The following is a 26,530-nucleotide window of genomic DNA, read 5'->3' as shown; positions in this document are numbered from 1 at the left end:
TGCCCGACGAGAACATGATGAAGAGTGGATGGTTGAACGCGAAGCGCTTCCAGGTGAAGCGCTGCGCTTCGCCGCTTGTGATCAGCGCAGTGAGCGGGTGAACCGGTTGTATAACGCTGACCGACAAGAGTCCGCCATCGAGACTCACGATACCCTCAAGCGAAGGCAGCGCGGCCGCCAGCGCCGCGATCTTGTCCGCGACCGGCATGCCGGTATCGAACGCCCTCGCCTCGGTATGTGCGAAGAGGAGCCGGGGCGCAAGTTGCGTGAAGCGGTCGAGCAGCGTCTCGACGCCCATTTCGGGTGCGGCGGTCGAAAGCGTCGCGCCGATCGCGGTCACGGCGAGCGCGGTGACGATCGCGTCCGCGTCGTTGCGCATTACGCCGACCACCCGGTCGCCCTCGCGCACCCCGAGTTGCTTCAGTGCATCTCCGAGACATGCCACGCGCTCGCGCAATTCGCCGCGCGTGAGACGCAGCCGGCGCCCGTCCGCATGACATGCGGTGATCGCGGGTGCGTCGGCGGGCGCAATCGAAAGGCCGAGCAGGCTGTCCGCGTAGCTCAGTTCGATGCCGGGGAAAAAGGTAGCATGCTCGCACTTGTCGCCGACGCAGGCCGGCTCCGCGCTGCCAGACCATTCGAGCCCGTGCGCCCACTGCACGAAGCATGTCCAGAAGGTGCGGTATTCGCGCACCGAGAAATCGTGTAGCGCGCGGTAGCTGTCGAAGCGCTGGCCGGTGTATGTCTGCAGCGCCGTTGTGAACGCGCTCATTTGCGACCCCGCAATGTGCGCGGAGGTGCTTTCGTATATGGGCGCGCGTGCGGTCGCCGCGCCTGTTGGGCACGATCGATTCATCCAAGGCTCCCTCGGACGATCGGCCGAACCTCCGTCGCGCCGACCATGTTTTTGTGTCACGCATCTCCCCATACAGCGGGACGGTCGCCTTTGTGGTTGTTGGCAACTCGTTGTCACGTGACGGTCGACCGAGGGTACCGTTTATTTGTGGGATAAATCAAGCCCCGGAGCGCAGTAAAAAATGGTCGTCCAGTGTACGAAAGCGCACGGTGTCAACGCTGATAGATGTGTTCTAACACCTGTTCGCTAACCGGGGCGACCGCCCTGGTTCCCGCTTTTGGGTGAGTCGGGACTTTTGGCATGCCCAAAATTGGTCGCACTACCGCGGAGATGGAAAATGAAGCGATGGGTCGACAAACTTTTGAAAGCGGTGCTCGTCGTATCGATGATGTGGCCCGATACGAATCATTATTTTGCGCAAGGCGTCGTGTCCTCGGCTCCGTGGGTAGGCACGTGGTCGGTTGCGCCATCGGTCACGGACGATGACGGCTTCAACAATCAAACCGTGCGGCAGATCGTGCACACCAGTATTGGCGGGACCTCGGCGCGAATCCATCTTTCGAATCTCTATGGCACAGAACCGCTTGTGATCGGCAACGTCCACATCGCGCGGCGTGCGCGAGGTAAAAATACGATAGCCGGCAGCGATCTCGCCGTCACGTTCGGCGGCCAGCCGAACGTGACGATTCCCGTGGGCGCGTCGATCGTGAGTGATTCAATCGCATTCCAGGTCCCCGCACTCGCCGATGTCGCCATCAGCCTCTATTTGCCTCAGCGGACCCCGCCCCACTCGACAGGGCACGTCGACGGGTTGCAGGACGTCTATATTGCCCCCGGCGACGCGGGCGCTGATCCAGCCTTCGCCGGCGGGACCGCCAATTCCGCAGGCGGCCAATCCTACTATTTCCTGACCAACCTCGATGTGCAGAACGCGGCAGCGACGGGGGCGGTTGTCGCGTTTGGCGCGTCAATTACGGATGGCCTTCTGTCGAGAGCCAATACCAATCGGCGCTGGCCGAATCGACTCGCGGTACGGCTGCAAAAGGCGGGCATGACCGTGGGCGTGCTGAACCAGGGCATCAGCGGAAACGATTTCTTCACGGACAACGCCGGGCAGGCCGGCCTCACACGCTTCGATCGTGACGTTCTGCAACAACCTGGCGTGAAATGGGTCATTGTGTCGGACGACGCAGTCAATGACCTCAACAACGACAATCCTTCTACCGCACCCCAGCTAATCGCCGCATTCCGACAGCTGATCGATCGTTCCCATCGCGCCAACATAAAGTTGATCTGCTCGACACTAACGCCGTTCGACGCGCCACCTGCCGTCCAAGCCGTGCGTCAGAGGGTGAACGCCTTCATCCTGAGTCCAACGAGCGGCTGCGATGCGGTGCTCGATCAGGCGAGCGCGGTGAGCGACCCAACCGACCCAGCCATCTTTCTGCCGGCCTATAACGGCGGCGATGACCTGCATCCGAACGACGCGGGCTTGCAAGCGATCGCCGACGCGGTGGACCTCGACGCGCTTTCCTCCCTGCCGCCGATTCAACCGCCATCGACGTGCGGGCAACTGGGCCCGGGCCAGGGGCTTGCCAGTGGCCAGAAACTCACGTCGTGCGCCGGCCGCTTCGCGCTCAACGTGCAAGCCGACGGCGATCTGACAATCACGCAGACGACCACTACGATCTGGTCCGCCGGCATGAGCGGCTCTTCCACGGCCGAGCTGAGGATGCAAGAAAACGGCAACCTCGTCGCGTTTGACTTCAATGGCGCAGTTCTTTGGGAAAGCGGCACGTCGGGCAATCCCGGCGCCTACGCATACATGCAGGACGACGGTACGCTAGTCATCTATGCCTTGAGCGGCGCCATCTGGTCAAGCAGATGACGTCCCTGCAAAACGGTTGGGATAAAAGAAGAAGGTCCCTCAGGTGTATCTGTATCACGCGGTCGACAGGGAGGGCAGTACGGTCGATTTTCTGCCACGCGCCCATCGTGACTGGGCCGTGGCGCGGCGCTACTTCTCAAGGTCAATCGACCAAAAGGCGTTGTAACATTGCTCGGGCGGTCGCGTAAGATTGCGCGATGACAACTGCAAAATCGCTCTGTCACGGTGACACCGCTTTTACTGCTCGGTGATCAGGAAGCGCGCGGCCCGGCGCGCGACACGACGCTTCCTCCTTCTAGCCAACGGCCACCGAGCCGCCGCATGTACGCATCACGCGATGGCGCCAGACTCCGCGATCCGCGACGCGAGCGCCACGCTGAGCTGCGCGATCAACGCGTCCGAAGCCGCTGCAATCGGCATCCGCGTTTCACCGTCGAGGTGCCCGGTAATCGCGAGCGCCGCCTTGATCGCCGCGGGATTCGGTGCCGAGAACATCAGCTTGATGGTCGGCGCCAGGCGTTCGAAGTGCGCGCGTGCCTCGTCGATTCGTCCTGCGGAGAAACTCGCCTGGATGTCGACGAAGTCATCGGCGAACAGATGCGCACTCGCCAGAATTCCCCTGTGCCACCGGCTTCGAGACAGTCGACAAATAGTTCGTCGCTGCCGCACAACATGCTGATCGGCAGGGCGCCGAGTGCGCGAAAGTGCTCGCCCACGCAGGCCTTGATCGCCACGATATTGCTGCATTCGACGAGCCGTCTCACGGTGTCGGGCAAGATCGGGACGCCGGTGCGATGGGGCACGTCATAGAGCACGACCGGGCGATCGGTCGCGTGCGCGATTTCCTCGAAGTGCCATTGGATTCCGCGCTGATCGGGACAGATATAAGCCGGTGCGGACACCAGATAGCCGCCGCTGTCCCAATGGTCGAATTGCTGCATGTCGCGGATCATTTCACTCGTGTTCATGCCACCGACGCCGATCACGATCGGCAAGCGCGTGCCGACGGTTTCGAACAGGGCGTGCAGGACGGTCATCCGTTCGTGAGGATCGAGCAGCGCCGCCTCGCCGGTCGTACCGAGCGCGACGAAGCCGCTGATTTCCGTGCGAAGGTAATGGTCGGCCAGACGTTGCAGTGCGTCGACATCGACCTGGCCGTTGCGGAACGGCGTGACGATAGGCAGCCAGATTGATGAATACATGCGCGCTCCTCAGTGCTGGCGACGGTTAAAGACACGCGGCCGAATATCTTCGACCACGGCTTCCGGAAGCACTTTCTTCAGGGTGCGAAGGGTGAATTCGATGTCTTCGGTAGCGACGTCGAACTCGAGGTGCAATTCATTCTGGTCACGCGATGCGTGGCTCACGTAGACACCGAGCGGCGAGTGGAAGAGCCGCCTGATGCGCTCGCGTGATGCCTCGTCCTCTTCGCTGTGAACTGCCGCCGAGATCAGCACGCGCTGCGACGGAAAGGCGAGCACGGTGTCGTGCCGCCTGGAGAGATCGATCGAACTGCGTCGGTTGTTTTGTATGGAAGCCAGGTTCATTTTCAGTTATCCGCTTCGTGTTGACGGGATAACTCGAAGCTTATGCGGATGTTCGTAAACGCCGAGTAAAAAGATCGGATTCGGTTGTATCAAAGCTGTTTGAAGGGATACGCTTAAGGCCGCTAGCTAGTAGCTGGCCGCACTCGCCGGGCTTGAGCGCCTCAAAACCAATGCCTCGGAACGACGCAACTTTTACGCGGCATTGATGCAGCTTGCGCTAATCTGAAAGCACGTCACTCACAAGGAGCCGAGACGGTGGACACGCTGGCCGGCCTGCGGGCAATGTTCAAAAGGGGCAAACACTCGCCCCGGAGCCGGTCGCGTCGCGATCCGGAGCGGGACGTGATGATGCATGTCACGCTCGATGCGCAACACGTTACGCCCTTGCGCGAGGCGCTGATCCGCGATTGCGGCGATCAGCAGTGGACGATCCGCGTCGCACCGCTTGGCGGGACCGATCGCGTCCGCCTGTCGCTTTATCTCCCGAAAGGTGAAGTGAGTCATGCGATCCACCGCGTCACGCTGCTCTCGCCGACTGCGGAGGTCGGTCGAATGCTGGAGATCCCCGACGCCCCGAGCCACGCATGGCATAACCTGATGCGTAGCGAGTCTGGTCATCGTGATCATGCGGTCCCTCATGCTGAAGAGGCGCCCATTGAAAACCAGCCTGTCAGCGCGCTGCTTTCCGGAAAGCACGTTCTGCTCGGACTGGACGCAACTGACCGGCAGGGACTTTTTGTGCGGCTGGGCGCCTTCTTCGAAGATCATTGCGGAATGCCGGGCGCGACGGTGACCGAGGCGCTCGCCGCACGTGAAGCGTTGGGCTCGACCGGCTTGGGCCAGGGTGTGGCGGTGCCACACGGCCATCTTCAGTTTCTGAGCCAACCCCTGGCGGCGTATGTTCGGCCGGCTTCGCCCATCCCGTTCGATGCGCCGGACGGACAGCCGGTGAGCGACATCGTCGTCCTGCTCGTTCCCGAATGGGCCAACAGCACCCATTTGCATCTGCTCGCCGATGTAGCGCGGCGCTTTTGCGACCACCATTTCCGCGAGCAGCTTCATGCCTGCGCGGATGCGCATGCCGTATGCGACCTGTTCGCTGCCTTCGATGCGCTGGAGCCGCGGCGGGCACCCGTTCCTTTTGATTCGGCTCCCACCTCGATCGGCGGCGAGAGACGCTGATGATCGGTTGCGGGTTCACCGAGCCTGAATGTCGGACACGACGCGGCCTGCGCGCAAGCGGCCCTTTCGGACCCATCCTTTACCAAAAAATGACCCAATCATCACGCTTCTCCGGACGGTCATGTCTAGTCTGGACGGCTCAGCGATCGTCAAGCGGTTGCGACGATCCGGTGTCCGACGGGGTGTGGAATGAACGAGGCGTTTGTCTACGAGAGTCATCTGGAAGCGGGGCACCGTCATCCCCGCGCGGCGCCGGCGCGGGCGCAGTCCGATGCCCTCGCGATGCGCAGGCTGCATGGCACGCCGCCCGCGTCGTTGTACGTCGATGAGGTTCTGTGCCGGGAAAGGCCGGCAAGTGGAGCGCGCATCCATCCCTGTCTCGCGCGCGCCTGGCAGATGCTGGTCCGGCTCCGGGCCGCCGAAGCGCTACTGATCGCGCAGCGGATCGAACAGCAGGTCGGCTCGTTGCCGGGGCCCGTCGCGGCCGCGGTGCGTTGCGAGATCGCGGCCGTGCGGGCCGTGTCGCTCTTGCTACAGGACGATGCGGGGGCGGCATTGGCCGCTGCGCTGTCCGCGCTGCGGCTCGACGCCGCGACGCCCGTCGCGCACGTCGCGCTGACGGTGTGCCGTTGCGTGTACTGGCGTCTCGGCGATCCCGAGAGTTTCTACGCGGTGCAACGCCGCGAGCCGGGCGAGCAGCCGGGCCGTTTGCGCGCGATCACCACGATGGTCGACCTGGCGCTCGATGCCGCGATCGAATTCGGTCAGATGCATTTCAATGCCGCGCGCTTGCTGGCCGACGACGCGCTTGAACTCGCGCGCCGCTTCGGCACCGGCCCGGCGGCGATCGATGCGCTGCCCGCCTGCGTGATGGCGCAGGTGCTGTACGAGGAAGGCCGCGTCGACGAGAGCGAGGCGCTGGTCGCGGCACGGCTGCCGGGAATCCGGCAGGGCGGCACGATCGACGGCGCGCTGCGCGCCTACGGACTGCTCGCCCGCATCGCGGCGAACCGTCGTCGACCGGGACAAGGGCTCTTGCTGCTCGCCGAGGCGGACGCGCTCGGGACGCAGCGCAACTGGCCGCGGCTGCGCGCCGCCAGCCTCGCGCAGCAGGTCGAGATGCACGTCGCCGCGGCTCGCATCGATCAGGCTGCACTCTGCGCACAACGGCTTGCCGTGCTGAGCGGGCAATGCGGTGCAGCGAGCAGCAGCGCGCGCTTCGAGATCGCGCGCTACCACGTGCTCGCGCAGGCGCGGCTCGCGCTCGCCCGGGCATCGAGCCATGTAAGCGCCGCAGTCGATCTCGCGGCACTTCGGCAGCTTCATTGCGATACCGCTCTGCGACGCGATCGATACGGCGCGGTGACGATCGCGCTGTTGCTGGTCGAAGCGTTGCTGGTCGCCGGTCTGCGCGATGAAGCGATCGAGGCGCTCGTCGCGTTGCTGAAGCAGGCGGCGACGGTCGGGCTGCATCAGACGCTCGTCGACTGCAGCGAGCGCGTTTCGAACCTGATCGACGGGATCGTGCAAGGTGCGATCGCGCCCGTTGGCGACGTCCGCGAACTGCTTCCCTATGCAGGCGCACTGATGTCGCGACGCCGACGTGGCACCGCCGACGCGCAACCGGCACGGGACCCCACGCGATCCATAAGCGCCATGGGCCTTAGCGAGCGTGAACGCGCGATCATCGGACTGATGGGGCGCGGGCTGACCAACAAGCAGATTGCGATCCGACTACGCATCGCGCCCGAGACGGTGAAGTCGCACGTCAAGCGTTTGTATACGAAGCTATCGGTGAGGAACCGGATCGAAGCGGTGACGCTGGCGAGTCGTCTGGGTCTCGTCCGGCTATCCGGGAGTGTCGTCGATTGAGGGCAGGCATTGCGTATCGTGGACGAACGTCTGCCCTGGTCAGGCGGCTTAATCCGAGTGGCATTCAATGATCGGAACACTCGTACAGATCAATACCGATCAGCGGGATTGCGAACGCGTCACGCGCAGCCAGGAGCATAGTATTCTGGGCCTTGATCCAGCTCGACCTGCGCATCGCGGCTGAGGTTTGTCTGGCTGGCTACGCAAGACCGCACCGAAGCAGTCACTCGCACAATCCGTTTGGCCCTGATCCACGCATGAGGAGCAAGGTAGGCATGAAGGCGCAGTCGAGCACGCTCTCCTCGGTCAGCTTCGAAGGCTTTCGCCTCGATACGGCGAACGAATGTCTTTGGCGGCTGGACGCCGGCGCGACACCCGAGCGGATCGACCTGACGCCCAAGACCTTCGGCGTGTTGCGGTTCCTGATCGAGAATCGCGGCATGCTGATTACCCACGACGCGCTGCTCGAAGCGGTGTGGCCCAACGTGCATGTGCAGCCCGAAGTCGTGAAGGCGCACATACAGATGATCCGGGCGCGGCTCGGCGATAGCGCGCAGCGCCCTCGCTTCATCGAAACGCTGCGCGGCCGCGGCTATCGGTTCGTCGCGCCCGTCGATGTCCCCTCGACGGAGCCCCTGCCGGTTGCAAGCGAAGCGAACTTCGGCCGCTTTGCCGGGCGCACCAGCGAACTGGAGCAACTGAGTGCCGCAATGGACCGCGCCAGATCCGGGAACGGCCAGATCGTAGTGGTTGCCGGTGAGCCAGGCATCGGCAAGACAGCCTTGCTCAAGCAGTTTGTTGCCGCCCGCAGGCTCGAACACGACGACGCGCGGGTCGCCGAAGGGCGATGTATCGAGGGCTATGGCGGCACGGAGCCGTTCTATCCGGTTCTGCAGGCGCTCGGGCAACTGTGCCAGGGCATCGGCGGCAACGAAGTCGTGAAAGCGCTGGTGACGCTCGCGCCAACATGGGCGTTGCAGCTTCCGGGCCAGGTAGCGAGTCATGTGCGCGAGTCGCTGCATCGGCAGATTCTTGGCGCATCGCGCGAACGCATGCTAAGGGAGATCAGCGGCCTGCTGAGCTTTCTGACGCAGCCGCAGCCGCTGCTCCTGATCTTCGAAGACCTTCATTGGGCCGACTACTCCACCATAGATTTGCTGGCGGCGCTGGCGCGCCAGCCAGGAACGCTGCGCCTGATGGTCGTCGCCACGTACCGGCCGGACGAGGCGGCGCTGGTCGAACACCCGATCGAGCAACTGCATCACGAGCTTTCGCTGCGGGGCCTGTGCCGGGACCTGGTGCTTGGCCCGCTGCCTGGCGACGCGGTGGTCTCGTGGCTGACCGATCGCGATCATACCGACCCCGCCGAGCAGGAACTGTCCTGTCTCATCGCGCAACATTGCGGCGGCAATCCGCTGTTCATGCGGGCGACCCTCGAAGACCTCGTGGAGCGCAACATGCTCCGCAAAACGGCGACGGGCTGGCGCCCCCTGGCGCCATTGGGGACGATCGGCGCGGTAGCGCCACACACGATAACCCAGACGCTCGAGGGTCGCATCCGGCGTCTGGACACCGACGAACGGAACCTGCTTGAAGCCGCCAGCGTCGCAGGGCTCTCCTTTTCCTCGGCGATCGTGGCCGAGGCCGCGGGCCTGCCGGCAGAGCAGTTCGACGATCTGTGCGAGGCGCTGGCACGCAATCAACGCTTCATTCAACGTTGCGGCGTGAAACGCTTGCCCGACGGCGGCGCGGCGGCGATGTTCTGTTTCGACCATGCGCTCATTCGCAACGCGTTCTATGGACGTCAAGGGCTGACCCGCCGCTCTCGTTTTCATCGGCAAATCGCGGAACGGCTCGAAGCGATCTATGCGCGTGACCAGCGAGCGGAAGTGGCCTACGAACTCGGACAACATTTCGCCGACGCGCGCGACTGGCTCAAGGCGATCGACTATCTACGGATTGCTTTGCAAACCGCCAAGGTTCGCTTTGCCTATCGCGAGGCGCGCTCGATTCTCGACTTTGCCGCTTTGCTCACCGCAAAGTTGCCGCCTGACTTGCGCCCGCTCAAGAGCTTCGAGTTCGCCGAGGCACGCGCGTCGCTTTACGCTGCGGCGCATGATCCGCGCGCCGAGGCCGCGTGGGTCGAACTCGAGGAACAGGCACGCACGATTGGCCGGCTCGACGCGCAATTGCGCGCGATGCTCGGCCTCGCCTACGTCTTTAGCTGGAGCGACAGGCAACGTTGCATCGAGCTGCTGGACGAAGCGCTTGCGCTCAGTGCATCGCATCCCGACATGCGCGTCAGTGCAATGGTCCGCGTGAGAGCGTACGTGCGCCGCATCTGGACCAGCGGTTGGTCGCATGCCGATCTGACCGAGTGCGAGACTGCGATGCGAGCGTTGCGCGAGACCGGCGACCCTTTGCTGATCGCGCGGGCGAATATGGAACACAGCATGTTGTGCATCATATCGAGCCGCTATCGCGAAGCGCTCGGGACGGTGCAGGCGAACTACCAGATCCTCTTCGAGCACGCGGTGGAACATCCGGGCTTCGATCTCGCGAGGGCGACGTGGATGCTCCGGCTGGGTACGTCGTGGGCTCATCTTTTCCTGGGCGAACTTGGCCGGTCGATGGAATCGTTCGAGCAGGGCCTCGCTTCGTTTCGCGAGAACGGTGACTATTTCGCGGCCCGCACACTCGAAGTCTATCGGGGCTGGCTGCTCGTGCACACGATGGACTACGAGTCGGTCATTGAAATGTACGAGCGGTACGTGACGGCCTCGAGCGCGGCCGATCGAGCGGTCGAAGGCGACCCCGGCGCGCTGCTGCCCGTGCAACATCGCGCGTGTATCGTGTTCGCCGGCCTTGCATACATAGGACTGGAGGACGGCGTGCGTGCCGCGCCGCTGTTTGCGCAAGCGCGACGGCAGATGGACGCCACGCCCAGCATGTTCGACTGGTACTGGCGACTGGCAGCCGAATGGGGCACCTCCGAGGCCGCGATGATGGCGGGCGACCCTCGTGCCGCCCGATCGCATGCCCAGGCATTCCTGAAGCTCGCCCTCGCCACCGAAGACCGGACGTGGCAGGCTCTCGCGTGGGAAGTCGTTGCGCGCGAGACGCTTAAGAGCGGCGATCCGGCCATCGCACTCGACCATATCAACGCCGCGTTCGCGGCTGCGGCGGGGTTCGAAACCCCGCTGGCGGACTGGCGGCTTCACCGCACGGCTGCAGCGATTCACGAGGCCCGCGGTGACGTTGAACAGGCCGATGTGCAACGGCGACATTTCATCTCGACACTCGGACGGCTGTCGAATTCCTTGCGCGGCGGTCAGATCGGCCGACGTCTGCTCGCGCTGTCAGCGTGAGACATGGGGTGCCGTCATGGCGCCGATCCCACAGGGTGATATCGGAACTCCGCCGACGGGTTCGCCGTGATCCGCGAGAATCCATAGGCCGACTGCGAGGGTGCCGTGATCGGCAATGCGAGGCCGGCGGCCGCTCCCGGCACTTCGCATCGCGATAGCACGGCGTGTATTGCGTGCCATGACAATATGATCGAACGCTTGATGACACGCATGCTCAAGTGTTTGCACTCATCGCTCGATGTGATCCCGCCGTGCGGCAGCGCTGCTCCACGTTATCGGCTTGCGCTTGAATCGGTGCGCACATCTGCCGTGTTCTGTGTCGATGAGAAGAAGAAGCGAAGTGTCTGTGATAACCGATTACAAGGAATATGTCATAGCGGGTAGCCGCTACGCCTTCTAATATGCGTAGTCAGCTATTCATCAACACAGCGACGGCCCGGGCAAGAAAGGTAAGCGAAAGGAGAATCAACCAGGAGCCTGAACGTGAAACATCACCTGTGCGGCATCGTCCTGCTCGCGGCCAGCACGGCTGCTTCTGCACAATCGAGCGTGACGCTTTATGGCCGTGTCGATGGCGGCATCGAATACCTGAATCACATTGCCAACGGCACGGGCGGCAGTTCGAGCCGCTGGAGCGCGGAAGGCGGCGACTGGGGTACCAGCATGCTGGGCTTCAAGGGCACCGAAGACCTTGGCGGCGGCTTGTCCGCATTGTTCGACCTCGAAACCGCGCTGCAAATCATGAACGGTACGACGGGCGGCGGCAGGATGTTCTCGCGCCGCGCGTATGTCGGCCTCAAGGACGAGACGTGGGGCCAGTTGCAGGCCGGGCGCAATCTCTTCATCGACAGCGACGGCGTCTGGGAATTCGATCCGTTCGTGCAGCAGGCCGTGTCGTCGGCTTCGCTCGTCCGAGGACGCAACTGGCAGCAGACCAGCAACAACGTCGAGTACCACAGCCCGGTCTTCCATGGCGTCGACGTTCAAGGCCAATACGCTTTCGGCAATCAGGCGAGCGGCTTCAACAATGGCGCCCCGGGCGAATTCGGCCGCTCGGACGGCATCATGCTCTCGTACCATTCCACGCTCTTCGACCTGCGCGGCATCTTCGACGAACTGCGCGATTCGAGCGGCCGCTTCTCCAACATCTTCACGGCTTCGCGCGAGTATTTCGTCGGCGCGAACGTGCGCGTGCAGAAGTTCAAGATCCAGGCCGCCTACACACACTACGCGGCGCCCGATTCGCCCGTGGGCGTGTCCGACACCGCTGACCACTACTGGCTGGGCGCGACCTATCAGGCCACGCCGCGCTGGGCGGTGACAGCGGCGGGCTTCTATATTCACGTAGGCGAAGGCGGCGGGGATGCTTCGCACGATCCCGCGAGCCATGCCTTTCTCTATGCACTCGGGACCACCTATAACCTGAGCGCCCGAACGTTCCTCTACGGGACGGTCTCCTACGTGAGCAACAGCAAGAGCGGTACGTTTTCAGTGTTCGCGACGCCACGCGATTCGTCCACGCCGACGAGCCCGATGGCAGGCGAATCGCAAACCGGCGTGTATGTCGGGATGATGCACGTGTTCTGACACGTTTCTTGCTCCGGCGTATGAATTCGGCGTCGGTACCGCCGGCAGGCGGCATGCACTCAAGAGGGTGAGATCATCATGAGAAGTCAATCGAATTCACTGGGCCCGGTCGGCGTCATCAGCTTGCTCTTTACGGTGCTGACCGCGCTTTATCTGCTGATCGGTGGCGCATGGCTGCTCGCGGTCGGCGGCTCGGCGTACTACGTCGTCACAGGCGTCGTGCTGTTGGGCGTGGCCTGGCTGCTCTGGCGGCGCAGTCCCGTCGCGCTCCTGCTTTATGCAATCGTGCTTGTCGGCACGGCGATCTGGGCACTGCTCGAGTCGGGTCCCGACTTCTGGGCGCTTGCGCCGCGCTCGGGTGTGCTCGTCATCTTCGGCGTGTGGTTGCTGCTCTTCATGAGCACGCGGCTGGAAGGCGAGCGCAAGCTGGGTGTCGCGTCGCTCATTGTTGCGCTCGTGGCATGGGCGGGCGTGCTCGTGTACGCGAACTTCAACGATCCGCAGTTGGTCAACGGCACACTCAATGCCGCCGCGCCCACGAGCGGCGCCAGCACCGCGATCGCCGCCGCCGACTGGCCCGCCTATGGACGCACCCAGGAAGGCACTCGCTACTCGCCCTTGCAGCAGATCACGCCTGAGAACGTCAAGAATCTCCAGGTGGCCTGGACCTTCCGCACGGGTGACCTGAAGGGGCCTAACGATCCTGTCGAGATGACCAACGAAGTCACGCCGATCAAAATCGGCGACCTGCTTTACCTCTGCTCGGCGCACCAGATCCTGTTCGCGCTCGACGCGAAGACGGGCACGCTCAAGTGGAAGTTCGATCCGAAACTGCAGCCCGATCCGTCGTTCCAGCACGTGACTTGCCGCGGTGTGTCGTATGTCGATCTGTCGGCGGGTGCCACGGCGGCCGCGCCCGCGCCTGCGGCGGCAAGCGATGCCGCGGCGGCCGCGCCCGCGCCTCTGCCCGCAAGCGATGCCACGGCTGCTGCACCAACGCCTGCGCCAGCGAGCGATGCCGCCGCAGCCGCAAACGCCCCGGCCCCCGCTGCCCCGGCCGCCTGCACGCGCCGCATCTACCTGCCGGTCAACGACGGCCACCTCTATGCGCTCGACGCGCTGACGGGCCAACGTTGCGAAGGCTTCGGCAACCACGGCGACCTCGACCTTCAACACGCCCAGCCGGTCACGACGCCGGGCCAGTACGAGCCCACCTCGCCGTCGATCATCACCAGCACGGTGATCATCGTGGCGGGCGCGGTCGAGGACAACTTCTCGAGCCGCGAGCCGTCGGGCGTCATCCGCGGCTTCGACGTGCGCACGGGCGAATTGCTCTGGGCGTTCGATCCGGGCGCGAAGGACCCGAATCACATTCCGGGCCCGGGCGAGCATTACACGCTGAATTCGCCCAACTCGTGGGCGCCCGCCGCCTATGACGCGAAGCTCGACATCGTCTACCTGCCGATGGGGGTCAGGACGCCGGATATCTGGGGCGGCGACCGCACGCCGGACCAGGAGCGTTACGCCAGCGGGCTGCTCGCACTTCACGCCTCGACCGGCAAGCTCGCCTGGTTCTACCAGACCGCGCACCACGACCTGTGGGACATGGACCAGCCGTCGCAGCCCACGCTCGCCGACATCACCGGCAAGGATGGTCAGAGCGTGCCGGTCGTGTACGCGCCGGCCAAGACCGGCAACCTGTTCGTGCTCGACCGGCGCACCGGCGTGCCAGTCGTGCCCGCGCCCGAGACGCCGGTGCCGCAAGGCGCCGCCCCCGGCGACCACGTTTCGCCGACCCAGCCGTTCTCGCAACTCACGTATCGTCCGTCGAAGAACCTGACCGACGCCGACATGTGGGGCGCGACGATGTACGACCAGCTGGTTTGCCGCGTGATGTTCCACAAGCTGCGTTACGAAGGCACGTTCACGCCGCCGTCGCTGCAGGGCACGCTCGTGTTCCCGGGCAACCTGGGCATGTTCGAGTGGGGCGGTATCGCCGTCGACACCGATCGCCAGATCGCCGTCGCGAATCCGATCGCGCTGCCGTTCGTCTCGCGTCTGATGCCGCGCGGCCCGGGCAATCCGATAGAGCCGGTGCCGGGTGCCAAGGGCAGCGGCACGGAGTCAGGCATCCAGCCGCAATACGGCGTGCCGTTCGGCGTCGTCATCAACGCGTTCCTCTCGCCGTTCGGCTTGCCGTGCAAGCAGCCGGCATGGGGCTATATCTCCGCGATCGATCTCAAGACCAATCAGATCGTGTGGAAGAAGCGCATCGGCACCGTGCGCGACAGTTCGCCGATTCCGCTGCCGTTCAAGATGGGCATGCCGATGCTGGGCGGTCCGATCGTCACTGCGGGCGGTGTCGTCTTCATTGGCGCGACGGCGGACAACTTCATCCGCGCGTTCGACGTGAACAACGGCAAGGAGGTCTGGGAGGAACGGCTTCCCGCAGGCGGTCAGGCCACGCCGATGAGCTATTCGATCGACGGCCGTCAGTATGTCGTGATCGCGGCGGGCGGGCATGGCTCGTTCGGCACCAGGCTCGGCGACTATGTGATTGCCTACGCGTTGCCGCAGCAGTAAGCGGCGACGCGTCGCCTGATTGCGCTGCCTGCGGTGGGGCGGGCGCGTACGCGAGGGACGCACCCGCGCGCGTCGCGGTTTTTAAAGCGCCATCGGTCTGTAGCCGGCGCCCGCCCGCTCAACCTTCATGCGCCCGATCCCACGGCGGCACTCCGCCGAACGCGTCGACCAGGAAATCGATCACCGCGCGTGTCTTCGCACTCAGGTGGCGTCGACTCGGGTACAACGCGAGTACGTCGATGTCCGGCAAGCGATACTCAGGCAAGACCTGCACGAGCTTGCCGGAGCGCAGGTCGTTGCCGACCAGGAACGTGGGTTGCCAGATCACGCCTTGCCCGGCGAGCGCCGCCGCGCGCGCGGTATCGCCATTGTTGGTATGCATGTGGCAATCGACCTTCACCGTGTGAGCCTTGCGCTCACTGTCGATCAGTTGCCACTCGTCGCCCGTGGCCGCATACGAGTAGCCGATGCATCGATGCCCGATCAGGTCCGCCGGCGTCGCGGGGTAGCCGCAGCGTGCGAGATAGTCGGGCGACGCACACAGGATGTTTTTCGATGTCGCGAGTTTGCGGGCTGCGTGGCTGGTCGAACCGGCGCGCGAGATGCGAATGGCGAGGTCGTAGCCTTCCTCGACGATATCGACGACGCGATCGATCAGCGCGACGTCGAGTTCCACTTCGGGATATTTCCGCATGAACTCGGGCCATAGCGGCGCCAGGTGCAGGATCCCGAAGCTCACGGGCGCATTGATGCGCAGCCGTCCGCGCGGTTCGACCGACGCGGACGACACCAGCCCCTCGGTCTCGGCGACATCGTCGAGGATGGCTTTGCAGCGGGCGTAAAAGGTCTCGCCGCCCTCGGTGAGCGAAAGCCTGCGGGAGGTGCGATTCAAGAGGCGTGTGCCGAGATGCGCTTCCAGCTCGTTCACGTAGCGGGTCACGTTGGCGGGCGACGTTTCGAGTGCATCGGCTGCGCGCGTGAAACTGCCGCGGCTCACCACGGTCACGAAGACTTCGAAAGCGCGCAGCCGGTCCATGGGTTTCCCCGATCGTTCATAAATGCTGAATGATATACCCAGGTTTTGGGCCTTTCTACACGTCTGGCTGAAGCCTATAGTCCTTCTCACGGACCAAGGCATTGGGCACTGGCCAGCAAACGGCAACACCAGGAGATCGAACATGCAACGCTTGACAGGAAAAGTCGCCATCGTGACGGGCGCCAGTGCGGGAATTGGCCGTGCCACCGCAAAACTGTTCGCCGCCGAAGGCGCAAAAGTGGTGATCGCGGCGCGCCGTGAAGCTGAACTTGAAACGCTTGTCGCCGAGATCGTCGGTGATGGCGGCGAGGCCGCGTATCTCGCGGGCGACGTGCAGTCGGAGGAGTTCGCGAAAGCACTGGTTGCGCTCGCCGTCAGCCGCTTTGGGCGTCTGGACATCGCCTATAACAACGCCGGTACGCTGGGTGAAATGGGGCCGAGCACGGGCGTGTCGGAGGCGGGTTTTTCGGCTGCATTGGCGACCAACCTGACGAGCGCGTTTTTGGGCGCGAAGCACCAGATCCCCGAGATGCTGAAGCAGGGCGGCGGATCGATCATCTTTACGTCGACGTTCGTCGGTTATTCATTCGCTTTCCCGGGCACCGCCGCATACGCTGCGAGCAAGGCCGGGTTGATCGGGCTGACGCAGGCGCTGGCGGCCGAGTATGGACCGCACGGTGTGCGCGTCAACGCGATTCTTCCCGGCGCCGTGGACACACCGATGTATCGCGACATGAACGACACAGCCGAGTCGCAGGCGTTCGTGACCGGATTGCATGCGCTCAAGCGGGTCGCACGGCCGGAAGAACTTGCCCGTTCGGTGCTTTATCTTGCCTCCGATGACTCGTCGTTCGTGACGGGTACCGCTTCGCTGGTCGATGGTGGCGCGTCGATTACGCGTACTTGAATCGCCTGGTGGCGTCCGCGGTTGGGTGCTGTTTTCACGAACGATGTAAGTACCCACGCCAAGCACCAGCGGCTTATCCGGGCGCCGATGCGGGCGATGCGATGTCACCGCTTGCCACTGCGATTTGCTCCAGTGGCAACTGGGCGTCTTGGCCCACGTCGTCGAGTGCCCGCCAATAGCCTGGCGCGCTCGCGGCGAACCCTGCGCCGATCGCGAGACACGCGGCGACCGCCGCAAGACCGGCTCCGAATCGTATCGCTCGCACGACGTTCATGATGTTCTCTCCCGGCGCTCGTCCCTGACGGACTGCGCCACACGAACTGACAAGTGGGTACGCGATGGCCGGATTCGATGCGCTGCTGCCATGGATCCGGACCGGGACGCGATGAAGTCAGCTTAGAAGAGACGAGGCGGGCGGACCATTCTACGAACGACTCGACGTTCCAGCCAATCGCATGACGGCCTCATACCTTTGGGTGATCGGTCGCCGTTCGCACTGCATCGAACCGGCTTCAGGCTCCGATCTCCGTAACCTGTCTTTGGATGATGGTTGCGTTTGCCCGTCGCGACTACGATGCGCGTTGACGATGCCGGTCAGGCCGCAACAGACCACGCGCCGCGCGTCCGCATCCCGATGCCGACGACAGAGGTACCTCATCTGGCGTCGTACGCGGCCTCAAGAACGTGTTCCGAGGCATCACGGGTGCTCTGCTAAATTTCGCGAATTCCCAGACGGCGAACCAGTGCCCGCACTTGCTGGCGTCGGGGAGAGAGCGCCAGCGGCTCGTCACCGACGATCATGAACGGCTGGTCGGGCATACGATGTTTGAACAGCATCAGGCATCGCCCGGAATCGTCCCTGCGCGAGCCGTACGCAATGGCCTGGGCACCCGGCCGCTGCAGATACGCGGCCTGAGCCCATGCGCGCGTCTGCGGATAGAACGCCGGCAGGCTATCGACCAAATGGGCGCGCGTGATGTTCTGCAGCGCAGGCAGATACGGCGTATGAAAACTGACGCAACTGAGCGGCTGGCTCAGCGTGAACTGCGCCAGTCGAAAATATTGCAGGTCATCGACGTCGAACACGCCGGGCGGAGACAGCGGCATGTCGTGCAGCACGGATTCCATCAGCGCGCATTCGACGGTACTCGCGGCGTAGTAGGTGTGAACCGGCGTGCCATCCTCGCGAACGATGGGCGCAAACCGCGTATTGCCCCATCCTTCCGAAAACGTATCCGCGCGATTCGGATGTTCCCTCGTGCAGTAGACGTGATACCAGATCGCGACATCTGCCGGACCGACCTCGACCGTCGTGAAGGCTTCCGACGGTCCGGGCACGGGTATTTCGAATGTCACGCCGAATAACTCCCGCGGCCCTCGCGCAATGCATCGAGCACATCGTCGCGACGGTCGAGCGCATCCTTCGGCGCGACCGCGCGCGGACTGTCGCCATCGGCGCCCGGTTCGGCAATCCAGCCGTTCGGGAAGTGGAACCACGCGGCGATTTTCCAGGCGTCGGCCACCGGGCCGAACGCCTTCAGGATTTCCTTGATGATCGGGAGCGGCTGATAAAGCGCATCGAACTGGTAGCGCGCAAAATATTCCTTGCCGCCCAGGCTGACGCTGAAGACACGGCCGCGCCGTTTCCAGTCGCTCGCCGGATGGCTTTTATTCGACGGCGGCTCGGGCTGCAGGCGATTCAGCATCTCGGCAGTGAGCCATTCTTCCTCGTCGAGCATTTGCTGGATGGTCTTGAGACGCTGTATGCGTTCTTCGATCAGGCCGAGGTCTGGCTCGGTCAGACCGCTCACGAGTTCGGCGAGTTGATCGGCCTGAGCAAGCATCCGGGCCTGGCCGGTCGTCAACAACAGGCTGACCGCTTGTTCGAGACCGTGCCGAAGCGACGACAGGATGGCCGGGTCCGTCCCTTTGGGAACGCTCACGTCGAGCACGAGGTGGTCGTCGGCAGGGCTGCCGCTTTCTGCGATGAGGGCGCTCATGATGGGGCCTATTTGTCAATCGTGCCAATATTGCCGCTATTATACGCTAACTTGGCAATATTGGCGATTGCAGCCGAACGCGTACCGCACTCCGTCGCGGTGTATTCGCGGCACGCCCGAGCTACAATGAAACACCGGTGAAAACCGTTGAGGAGTCTGTCATGGCCGAGTCGATGACCGTCGTGCTTTTGGGGCTTGTCATTCTTGCGCTCGCAGGAATTATCGTGATTCAGCACTACCGGCTGGAACATCGCAGGAGTCAGCAATTTCGTTGGCTGGATACCCATCCGATGAAGGATTGGATTCACCGCAGGCCGTGATGGCGGTCGGGTCGGGCGCGCCCGGGTGAGTTGCCTAGGCCGGCAGGCCATACGCGAACGAGCGTCGCTCGGCGCGCTCCAAACGCAGCGAGCGTTTCTCATGCTACTGCGCGGATAGCGGTGACATCAACGATGGCGCCGCTGTCGATCTCTGCACGCCGCGACAGCTCGCGAGACCGAGCGGCACAAACGCTCGGCGATGTGGTAACCCCTTTCTTCCTTGTGTTGTGATGAATCGTCCTTGCGGCCCAATGCATCCAGGTGTCGTCCGGAAACACGCGGCATCATCGCCACGCTGCTAACGTCTTTACCGCCGTGGCGACCTCATCGGCAAAAATGCCCTCGAAAGTGGTCGCCGACCGTCCACTCATTTCGTCCGTCCGACTTCTCAAAAACATCAACGTGCGCTGTGTAACAGACGTGCAGAGATAACTGAGTAATTCTCGGGGGTCGCCTCTTTGTGCGCATTCGGCTCGAGGCATGGGACTCGCTCCCAAACACCGGTATCCGACCTTATCGGGCCGGACGTCAACGCCGCCCTATTGTCTGGGCGTGCGGCAGGCGCCCACGATATTGAAACGCGGTTGAACTCCGAGGACGACTCTGGTGAATCTGTTTCGTTTCAGCAATGCACCATCGGCGACTGCGACCGACCAAGGGCAACTCTCCGCGCGCGGGGTGCTCAGTCTCATGCGCGACCATGCCTGGGAGATAGCCCGAATTGCCGGCCTGGTGTTCGCGCTTGCCGTCGTCTACCTGTATGTCGCCAGCCCGCTTTATTCCGCGGACGTGCTGGTGCGCGTCGACGCGCCGGAGCCGAACGCGCTCGGCATCGCGCTGCAAAACCAGGATAACGCGCCGCCCTCGGCGCCGTCGGCCACCGCCGAAATGCAGGTCATGCAGAGCCGTTCGGTGATCCAGCCGGTCCTGGAGCGATTCCGATTCGATATTTCGGCCACGCCGGTCATGGTTCCGCTTCTCGGGAAGATCGCGAGCAAGTTTGCAAACCCCGGCGAATTGTCGGAACCGTGGCTCGGACTCAAGACTTTCGCGTGGGGAGGCGAGGAGATCAAGATTGCTGCGCTCGAAGTGCCGCGAGAGCTGGAAGGCGAGCGGATGCAATTGGTCGCGCTCGGGTCCAACAGCTACGAGTTGCAGGGACCGTCGGGCGAACACCTGCTGAGCGGGACCGTGGGCAAGACCGAATCCTCGTACGGCGTCTCGATGAAGGTGGAGCAGCTTGTCGCGAGGCCGGGAACCCGATTCAAGGTGATCCGCTGGAACACGCTCGATGCGATAGCGCAGTTTCTCGCCGCCGTGAAGGTGAAGGCCAAGGAACAGGACACCGGCATCGTGTCGATCACCTACAACAACGAAGATCCGGCGCTGGCGGCCGAGATCGCCAATGCGCTTGCCCAGCAATACATCGCATCCGCGGTCTCGGCCCGGCAGCGAGACGACACCAACACGCTGGCGTTCATCAACAGCGAACTGCCGCGGCTGCGCGCCGATCTGAAGCAGTCGGAAGAAGCGCTCAACAAGTTCCGCATGTCTTCGCAATCGTTGCAGCCGACGGCGGAATCGCAGGCCTATTTGCAGGGTGGAATCGACTTCCAGCGGCAGATCTCGACATTGCAACTGCAGCGCACGCAACTGCTGCGGACTTACCAGCCCGACAGTCAGTGGGTCCGCAACGTCGATTCGCAAATCGCGCAACTCGCCAGTGCGAAATCGACGTTCGACGCGCGGTTTGGCAACATGCCCACGTCCGAACGAATGAGCGTCGAGCTTGCACGCGATGCGCGCGTCTCCGAATCAATCTATCTTGGGATGGTCAACAAGGCGGAGCAATTGTCGGTGCGCCGTGCGAGCACGACCGGCGGCGTGAATGTCGTCGACTACGCGCTGCGTCCGCACCGGCCGATCAAGCCGAACTCGTTGCTGGTGCTGTCGGGCGGAGCGGGAATCGGCCTTGTCGCGGGCGTTTTCTTTGTTTTCATCCGCCGCCATGTGATGATGGGCGTCACGGACCCGCACTTTGTCGAACGCGTGACGAGCGTGCCGGTGTTCGGCGAAGTGCTGTTCAGTCCACAGCAGGCGCGGCTCGACCAGGAGATCTCGGCTGCGACGCGAAGACCCACGACCGCGCGCAACGGCAGAACCAGCGGAGCCGCGCCCGTGCGCCCGCTGCCATCCATCGCAGCCGCGGGTGGGGGATCATCGCCGAACGCCGCCAGTGTTCCGCGGCTTGGTTTCAGCGCCACGCGCGTGCTCGCCGCGAGGTTCCCGCAGGACGTGACGGTCGAAGCACTGCGCGTCGTGCGCACCATGCTCAATCGCGGTCTGACCCATGTGTCCAACAACATCGTGATGTTCACGGGGCCGACCCCTTCGGCAGGCAAGAGCTTTGTTGCGGCGAATATCGCGGTCCTCCAGGCAGAGACCGGTTCGCGCGTGCTGCTGATCGATGCCGACATGCGGCGCGGACGCCTCGCGTACTTTTTCGGCCAGTACAACCGCGGTGGTCTGTCGGACGTTCTCGCGGGGGATACCGACCCATCGGAGCTTATCCGTAATGTGGGTATCCACGGCTTGTCGTTCATGTCCTGTGGCTCGTATCCCGACAATCCCGCGGAACTGCTGATGAAGCGCCGTTTCAAGGACATGCTCCAGCGCATGGGGCAGGAATACGACCTCGTGATCGTCGACACGCCGCCGTTCCTCGCGGTCACCGATGCCGCCATCGTTGCGGGCGAAGCGGGTGCGACGATTCTCGTGCTTCGCTCCGGCATGCAGAGCGAATATGAAATCACGGAGACCGTGAAGAAGCTGGAGAGGTCGGAGGCGAATCTCGTCGGCGCGATCTTCAATGCGATTCCGTTGCGCCGGAGCAATCGCAACTACGGTTATGCAACGGGCTATGCGACGCTCGACCTGATTGAAGGCTCGGACTGACGGTCGGGAAACGATGGTCTCCGAAAGGCGATCGCGTTTCTCCTGACATGGCACCCTTTTATCGAGTCAATGTCGTGGCCTATCTTTCCCTTATCGCGCTGTTCCTCACGATAACCAACTTCGTTCCGGTCAGTGCGATCGGCTTCGTGCCGATCGTCCTGTGCGCGTGGCGTTTCTTTGGCAGGACCTACCCCGCGTTCGTGACGGCGCTCGTCGCGTTTGCCGCCTATGCGTTGCTGTCCACACTGCTTTACGATCCAGCATCGCTGCTCCAGTTCGATTTTTACCGGCGCGATGGAAACTTGTTCATCTCGTATGCACCGATCCTGGCCGGGTGCACATACGTTCATCGATGGGACTTGAACAAGCTGTTGAAGTATTTTTTTGTGTTTGCTGTCGCGGCGAACCTTCCGCCGTATCTTTTGTACCTCGCGCAATACGGCCCGCTTGCGCCACTCACCGACGCGAGTGCCACTTTCGGCAGCTATTTCATCGCGCGCAATGCAGCCGGCGGTTTTCTCGCCATGCTTTTCTGTCTCGGAGTCGCGTGCTATCTCCAGCAGCGCAGCAAGCTCTTGCTCATGTTGCTGGCGTTCAATGCAGCCATGTTGCTGTCGACCTATAGTCGCGGATCATTCATCGGCGTGGCGGCCCTGGCGCCTTATATGCTGCTTGGCAGGAAGCGGTGGATGCTGGCTGGCATGGTCGTCGTCATCATCGCGGCTTCGCTGGCTGTCGCCATGCAGCACACGGTCCCATCGACGGACTACCTGGGATACCCCTTCGCGGTCCACAACAACGATCCGAAAGCCGGAACCCTCGATATCCGATATGAATGGCTCTGGCCCCGCGCGCTGGCCTATTTTCGGCAAAGTCCGCTCTTCGGCCTTGGTTTCGGATCATTCGACGATCACATTTCGATGGTCGTCGACTATTTCGGCGTTGTCGGCGTTCCGCTCGGCGCGGGCGTCGTCCACTCCGATTCGCACGCACACAATTCTTACTTGAATACTCTCGCTGAGCTTGGCATCGTCGGGCTGCTCCTCCTGCTGCGTTTCTTTTGGGAACTGGTTGGTTGGGCTCAGAACGGCGCGGACAGCGCGTTGAAGGAAGGGGGGCGAAACTATATCGCGTTTAGGTTCATCGAACTGTCCGCCGTGTGCCTGCTTGCGATGTCCTACTCCGAGCACCGCCTGACCACACCGTCAAACGTGTTGATCATGTCTTTGGTCGCTTCGCTGCTACTGGCATCGCGTGCCTCCGATGCCGTCTCGGCGCGCGTCAGCCGCCCGTTGCCCCACGCGCGCCGGGTCGACGAAGGACGCCGGCGGGTCGCGGGAAACCATTAGATTGTTATCGATTACGCAATCAGCCCATCACGGGCGGCGAAGGCGTGTCAGTCGTCAAGGAAGAACGATTCGATTTTCGCCGGAGGAGCATTCGTCGGCTATCCGTACTTCGCCACGAAACGTTAGAGCCTTTAGAACCACCGGCTCATGCAAGCGAAGTCACCACGAGGTACGCGAGGTGACGCGGTGCTTCGTCGACAGGGCCGTTGGTCAGCCGGGGAACTTCAAAGCGGATCGACAGTGTATTCGCCGTCCAGGCGGCATTGACGTGCTCCTTCGTCTGCATGACGCCGTTTATCGCATCGACAAAAGCTACCTCGAAGCGTCCTGAGCCGGGCGCGGCGAGTCCGCTGACTTCGACTGAGCGCCAGCCCGGCGGCGCGCTCACTTGCACCACGATCTTGTCATCGGAATAGAGGGCCTTGCCCTCTGATTCGGGGCCGAACCTGAGCGTATGCGGAAATGGAGCAAGAGCGCCGGAAACCGTCTTGCGCAGCGTGATCAACGACGTTCCGGAGACGTTGTAGGTCCGCTTCGGCGGTCCTCGATGAGTGAGGCGAAAGTCTTCGTAGCCGTCCCAGTGATAGATCATCGTCACATACTTGTCTGGGTCATTCCATTCCCTGCCGAGCGCCCAGACGGCGAGTTCGAACAGGTAGCCCGGCAGGAAGTGAGGGTTCGTTATGTAGCGGTCGCCGATCTCGGTCTGCCATATTCCGCGCGCATGGCCCCGGGCGACGTAGCGCTGGTACAGCACTTCCAGGTCCGGCGTGCCGAGATAGTGGATGTCGAGGTAGTCGACCCAGTCGAGCATGCGAGTGCCGTAAGCCGGGCTTTTGAATTCGAGCCACTGCAAATAGGTATCCAGTCCTCCCTGGTCCGGCCAACCGCCATACACGACATAAGCGTGATACTTGCGGATGATCTGCGCCGCAGGAATATGGATCCGCTCGACATAGTCCCGCATCGCGGACTCATAGGGTTTCGCCCTGGACCGGTCCTCGTTGTAATTTGGACCATGCCAGAAGCTGCTTTGCGGATCGCCACCCGCAAGCGGCCCCGACGCTTCATTCCATATCTGGAAGTACTTGACGTTGAAGGGAGGCGTCGAATATCTGCGGACAACAGCATCGACATAGCGCTCCCAATATTGGACATCCTTTGGCGCTGACACGATGTCATTCGCCACCGATGCGTTCCATTCGGGCGTATAGCCGAGCATCAGGAGAGAATGGATGCCATTGCGGTTGTTGCGCAGAAGGATGGGCGCGAGTTCGTTGTCGTAGCCCGGGCCCGTCATGTCGATCTTCAGGGAATGAATCGGCGGGGGAGAAAATCCGGGTCCGACCGAATCGCGGCCCCAGGTCAGGCCCATGTTCTTCCACATGCGGACGTCATCCTCCGACTCCGGCCAACCCACCGAACCGATGAGTTCCGTGATCTTGCGGCGGCCGGCCACGGCTTGTGTGGCGCTTGCCGCGACGGGGGGCGCGGCCGCGGAACTCAGACCAGGGATGAGCGTGCCCGCCAGTGCCGCGATCGACAGCAGCACTCTCCGACGCCCGTCCCTGGTGCTGCGTTTCTTTGGCATGTCATCGTCTCTTTGAGCGAAGAGGCCCGCACTCGCCCAAGCGAAGACGGGTTGGCGAGTCGGGCATGGCTATAGGAGCATCGAGGCGGGATACGTTGGGGAAGGGCGGGCCGCACGGCGCCAGTTGAAAGATGCAGCGCGGGCCGCCGCGCGGAACCTATCGCGCATCCGGCAAGCGCTTCCTGAACGTATCCTTCAGCCGCCCCTGACGTCGCGCAGTGCTGCTGCTGCACCTTGACGGACAGCTCGCCAGCGGCTGAAGATCCCAAGCTCGCCCTTCATCAGCATCCGGACGACCTGCACGAGTCCCGGCGCATCGCGAGTGCCGACGAGCTGATACCAGCGCCAGACCCGCATCCCGCGTGCGCCGGGAAAGTGTTCGAGAAGGATCAGGTTCAGGTTGTAGGAGGAGTTTGCGTGAGCGATCAGTGCGGGCGCCTTGCGGGCGTCCTCATCGAAACGCTGGGCATGATGATGTTCGACCTGCACGCGAGGATCATAGACAAGCTTCCAGCCGCTGCGCCGGAGGGCCAGGCTCAGCGCCATTTCGTTGTGGACCTGTGCACCGGTGCCCTTGAGCCTCCGGTCGATGCCGATCGCCTTCAGCGGTTCAGTGCGAAAGCTCATGTTGGCGCCTTTGAGGATATCGACATACCTCGCCGGTCCAACGCCGAGATGGTGATTGCCGACGGTGCGGCCGCTCGTCTGGACGACCCCCACCAGCTCGCGCTCGCCCGCCTGGAATTTTCCATTGATGTAGAGCCTGTCCTTGCCACCCACGCCGGCGATCGAGGGGTCAGCCGCGAAATGTTCAGCGACGCGTTTCGTCCAGTCCGGGTCCGGCATCGCATCGTCATCCGTGATGCAGACGACCTCGGAAGTGCAGACCGCGATGCCCGCATTCAGGGCCGCTACCACGCCTCCCTCCGTCACGTCGACGACGCGTATCGGCAGGGCATGCGACGCCATGAATTCGCCAATTGCGGCGCGGCTTGACGGGTCGTCGATGCGACAGACCACGAGCACTTCGGCTGGGGGGAGTTCCTGCTTGCAGACCGCTTGCAGACATTTCAACAAGTTTGCCGGGCGCCGATAGGTCGGCACGAGGACAGATACTTTCATCGAACGGGTCCCTCTGTGTGATGGCTGACGTGAGCAGACGACTTCGATAGACCCAATGCGTGACGATTTGAAGTCACGGGGCAAGACACATCGAACTGCGCACCATGCCCGCAATGGGGCTCCCAGTTAAGCGTATTTCGATGGCGCCGGTCAGTGCGTTTCCGAACGTGCGCAGTGTGCTCCTGCTCCCGGTAATGCTTGGGTATGCAATTTTGGTCATGCATATTGAGCTGGATCGAGCAAATTCGCCTTCCTCAAAAATGGCCTGTAAGAGATGCCGAACGGCGCACGCCATGCGGCAGGTTTGTCCGACTGCATCGCCCGCGCTTCGCCATGAGCCGCCATCGTATCGTCCGTGCGTTCGTGC

At 63.0% G+C, this 26,530-nt stretch carries 21 protein-coding genes; 11 read left to right on the top strand and 10 right to left on the bottom strand.

Going from position 1 to position 26,530, the window contains the following annotated elements; translation table 11 throughout:
- Nucleotides 1-772, bottom strand: a 772-nt coding sequence (locus AWB68_RS31120) for an AMP-binding protein (protein ID WP_143281984.1), incomplete at its 3' end; no start/stop codon positions are given.
- Nucleotides 773-1,226: 454 nt separating this feature from the next.
- Between AWB68_RS31120 and AWB68_RS31115 the strand changes: the two genes are divergently transcribed.
- Together AWB68_RS31115 and AWB68_RS48970 are read left to right on the top strand one after the other, a co-directional pair.
- Nucleotides 1,227-2,744 (top strand): GDSL-type esterase/lipase family protein, encoded by a 1,518-nt coding sequence (locus AWB68_RS31115; RefSeq protein ID WP_235028584.1) that lies wholly within the window; start codon nt 1,227-1,229, stop codon nt 2,742-2,744.
- 43 nt (nt 2,745-2,787) lie between these two features.
- Nucleotides 2,788-2,910 carry a DDE-type integrase/transposase/recombinase gene (locus AWB68_RS48970; RefSeq protein ID WP_374729626.1) on the top strand — a complete coding sequence of 41 codons (123 nt, stop codon included), beginning with the start codon at nt 2,788-2,790 and terminating at the stop codon, nt 2,908-2,910.
- A gap of 164 nt (nt 2,911-3,074) precedes the next feature.
- Here AWB68_RS48970 and AWB68_RS50890 read toward each other — a convergent pair whose 3' ends face one another.
- From AWB68_RS50890 to AWB68_RS31105, 3 genes are read right to left on the bottom strand one after another with little or no spacing between them, the layout of a single operon-like run.
- On the bottom strand, nt 3,075-3,317 hold the full coding sequence (locus tag AWB68_RS50890; protein ID WP_268810952.1) for a dihydrodipicolinate synthase family protein: 243 nt from the start codon (nt 3,315-3,317) through the stop codon (nt 3,075-3,077).
- On the bottom strand, nt 3,239-3,946 hold the full coding sequence (locus tag AWB68_RS31110; RefSeq protein ID WP_268810951.1) for a dihydrodipicolinate synthase family protein: 708 nt from the start codon (nt 3,944-3,946) through the stop codon (nt 3,239-3,241). Before AWB68_RS31110 ends, AWB68_RS50890 begins: the two co-directional genes overlap by 79 nt.
- 9 nt (nt 3,947-3,955) lie before the next feature.
- Nucleotides 3,956-4,291 (bottom strand): hypothetical protein, encoded by a 336-nt coding sequence (locus tag AWB68_RS31105; RefSeq protein WP_087648154.1) that lies wholly within the window; start codon nt 4,289-4,291, stop codon nt 3,956-3,958.
- Between the two features lie 255 nt (nt 4,292-4,546).
- Between AWB68_RS31105 and AWB68_RS31100 the strand changes: the two genes are divergently transcribed.
- The 5 genes from AWB68_RS31100 (at nt 4,547) to AWB68_RS31080 (ending at nt 14,883) form a co-directional block, all read left to right on the top strand.
- Nucleotides 4,547-5,473, top strand: a complete 927-nt coding sequence (locus AWB68_RS31100; RefSeq protein WP_235028583.1) for a PTS sugar transporter subunit IIA — start codon at nt 4,547-4,549, stop codon at nt 5,471-5,473.
- 189 nt (nt 5,474-5,662) lie between these two features.
- A complete protein-coding gene (locus AWB68_RS31095; RefSeq protein ID WP_087648153.1) occupies nt 5,663-7,345 on the top strand; it encodes a helix-turn-helix transcriptional regulator in 1,683 nt (560 codons plus the stop codon).
- 275 nt (nt 7,346-7,620) lie between these two features.
- Complete coding sequence (locus AWB68_RS31090) at nt 7,621-10,713, top strand: ATP-binding protein (RefSeq protein ID WP_160110098.1); 3,093 nt, start codon at nt 7,621-7,623, stop codon at nt 10,711-10,713.
- Between the two features lie 483 nt (nt 10,714-11,196).
- Nucleotides 11,197-12,300 carry a porin gene (locus tag AWB68_RS31085; RefSeq protein WP_087648151.1) on the top strand — a complete coding sequence of 368 codons (1,104 nt, stop codon included), beginning with the start codon at nt 11,197-11,199 and terminating at the stop codon, nt 12,298-12,300.
- A 78-nt stretch (nt 12,301-12,378) separates the two neighbouring features.
- Entirely contained in the window at nt 12,379-14,883 is a 2,505-nt protein-coding gene (locus AWB68_RS31080; protein WP_087648150.1) for a glucose/quinate/shikimate family membrane-bound PQQ-dependent dehydrogenase, read from the top strand.
- A 118-nt stretch (nt 14,884-15,001) separates the two neighbouring features.
- Here the strand turns inward: AWB68_RS31080 and AWB68_RS31075 are convergent, their stop codons facing one another.
- The gene (locus AWB68_RS31075; RefSeq protein WP_087648149.1) at nt 15,002-15,919 is read right to left on the bottom strand and encodes a LysR family transcriptional regulator; all 918 of its coding nucleotides are present in this window, start codon (nt 15,917-15,919) and stop codon (nt 15,002-15,004) included.
- A 142-nt stretch (nt 15,920-16,061) separates the two neighbouring features.
- Here AWB68_RS31075 and AWB68_RS31070 point away from each other — a divergent pair, with 142 nt between their 5' ends.
- Nucleotides 16,062-16,826 (top strand): SDR family oxidoreductase, encoded by a 765-nt coding sequence (locus AWB68_RS31070; RefSeq protein WP_087648148.1) that lies wholly within the window; start codon nt 16,062-16,064, stop codon nt 16,824-16,826.
- 73 nt (nt 16,827-16,899) lie between these two features.
- Here AWB68_RS31070 and AWB68_RS31065 read toward each other — a convergent pair whose 3' ends face one another.
- The 3 genes from AWB68_RS31065 to AWB68_RS31055 form a co-directional block, all read right to left on the bottom strand.
- A complete protein-coding gene (locus tag AWB68_RS31065; RefSeq protein ID WP_087648147.1) occupies nt 16,900-17,100 on the bottom strand; it encodes a hypothetical protein in 201 nt (66 codons plus the stop codon).
- Between the two features lie 437 nt (nt 17,101-17,537).
- A complete protein-coding gene (locus tag AWB68_RS31060) occupies nt 17,538-18,182 on the bottom strand; it encodes an RES family NAD+ phosphorylase (protein WP_160110097.1) in 645 nt (214 codons plus the stop codon).
- On the bottom strand, nt 18,179-18,826 hold the full coding sequence (locus tag AWB68_RS31055; protein WP_087648145.1) for a hypothetical protein: 648 nt from the start codon (nt 18,824-18,826) through the stop codon (nt 18,179-18,181). Before AWB68_RS31055 ends, AWB68_RS31060 begins: the two co-directional genes overlap by 4 nt.
- A gap of 161 nt (nt 18,827-18,987) precedes the next feature.
- On the opposite strand from AWB68_RS31055, the gene AWB68_RS48400 reads away from it, so the two are divergent.
- The 3 genes from AWB68_RS48400 (at nt 18,988) to AWB68_RS31040 (ending at nt 23,450) form a co-directional block, all read left to right on the top strand.
- A complete protein-coding gene (locus AWB68_RS48400; RefSeq protein WP_160110096.1) occupies nt 18,988-19,146 on the top strand; it encodes a hypothetical protein in 159 nt (52 codons plus the stop codon).
- A gap of 606 nt (nt 19,147-19,752) precedes the next feature.
- Nucleotides 19,753-22,101: a polysaccharide biosynthesis tyrosine autokinase gene (locus tag AWB68_RS31045; protein ID WP_374729625.1), complete on the top strand. Its 2,349-nt coding sequence runs from the start codon at nt 19,753-19,755 to the stop codon at nt 22,099-22,101.
- Nucleotides 22,102-22,175: 74 nt separating this feature from the next.
- The gene (locus AWB68_RS31040) at nt 22,176-23,450 is read left to right on the top strand and encodes an O-antigen ligase family protein (protein ID WP_087648143.1); all 1,275 of its coding nucleotides are present in this window, start codon (nt 22,176-22,178) and stop codon (nt 23,448-23,450) included.
- Between the two features lie 145 nt (nt 23,451-23,595).
- Here AWB68_RS31040 and AWB68_RS31035 read toward each other — a convergent pair whose 3' ends face one another.
- Both AWB68_RS31035 and AWB68_RS31030 read right to left on the bottom strand, forming a co-directional pair.
- Nucleotides 23,596-25,041: a hypothetical protein gene (locus AWB68_RS31035; RefSeq protein WP_087648142.1), complete on the bottom strand. Its 1,446-nt coding sequence runs from the start codon at nt 25,039-25,041 to the stop codon at nt 23,596-23,598.
- A gap of 195 nt (nt 25,042-25,236) precedes the next feature.
- Complete coding sequence (locus AWB68_RS31030; RefSeq protein ID WP_235028582.1) at nt 25,237-26,145, bottom strand: glycosyltransferase family 2 protein; 909 nt, start codon at nt 26,143-26,145, stop codon at nt 25,237-25,239.
- Between the last annotated feature and the right edge of the window lie 385 nt (nt 26,146-26,530).

It is taken from the genome of Caballeronia choica (genome assembly GCF_001544535.1).
In the GTDB taxonomy this organism is placed as follows: Bacteria; Pseudomonadota; Gammaproteobacteria; order Burkholderiales; family Burkholderiaceae; genus Caballeronia; species Caballeronia choica.
Note: the sequence above shows the minus strand (reverse complement) of the source record. Positions and strands in the feature narration are given on the sequence as shown.

Excerpts from the sequence above, each read along its gene's own strand:
- AWB68_RS31035 (WP_087648142.1), bottom strand. The coding sequence starts at position 25,041 with ATGCCAAAGAAACGCAGCACCAGGGACGGGCGTCGGAGAGTGCTGCTG.
- AWB68_RS31095 (WP_087648153.1), top strand. The coding sequence starts at position 5,663 with ATGAACGAGGCGTTTGTCTACGAGAGTCATCTGGAAGCGGGGCACCGT.
- AWB68_RS31055 (WP_087648145.1), bottom strand. The coding sequence starts at position 18,826 with ATGAGCGCCCTCATCGCAGAAAGCGGCAGCCCTGCCGACGACCACCTC.
- AWB68_RS31105 (WP_087648154.1), bottom strand. The coding sequence starts at position 4,291 with ATGAACCTGGCTTCCATACAAAACAACCGACGCAGTTCGATCGATCTC.
- AWB68_RS31080 (WP_087648150.1), top strand. The coding sequence starts at position 12,379 with ATGAGAAGTCAATCGAATTCACTGGGCCCGGTCGGCGTCATCAGCTTG.
- AWB68_RS31090 (WP_160110098.1), top strand. The coding sequence starts at position 7,621 with ATGAAGGCGCAGTCGAGCACGCTCTCCTCGGTCAGCTTCGAAGGCTTT.
- AWB68_RS31110 (WP_268810951.1), bottom strand. The coding sequence starts at position 3,946 with ATGTATTCATCAATCTGGCTGCCTATCGTCACGCCGTTCCGCAACGGC.
- AWB68_RS31075 (WP_087648149.1), bottom strand. The coding sequence starts at position 15,919 with ATGGACCGGCTGCGCGCTTTCGAAGTCTTCGTGACCGTGGTGAGCCGC.
- AWB68_RS31070 (WP_087648148.1), top strand. The coding sequence starts at position 16,062 with ATGCAACGCTTGACAGGAAAAGTCGCCATCGTGACGGGCGCCAGTGCG.
- AWB68_RS48400 (WP_160110096.1), top strand. The coding sequence starts at position 18,988 with ATGGCCGAGTCGATGACCGTCGTGCTTTTGGGGCTTGTCATTCTTGCG.
- AWB68_RS31065 (WP_087648147.1), bottom strand. The coding sequence starts at position 17,100 with ATGAACGTCGTGCGAGCGATACGATTCGGAGCCGGTCTTGCGGCGGTC.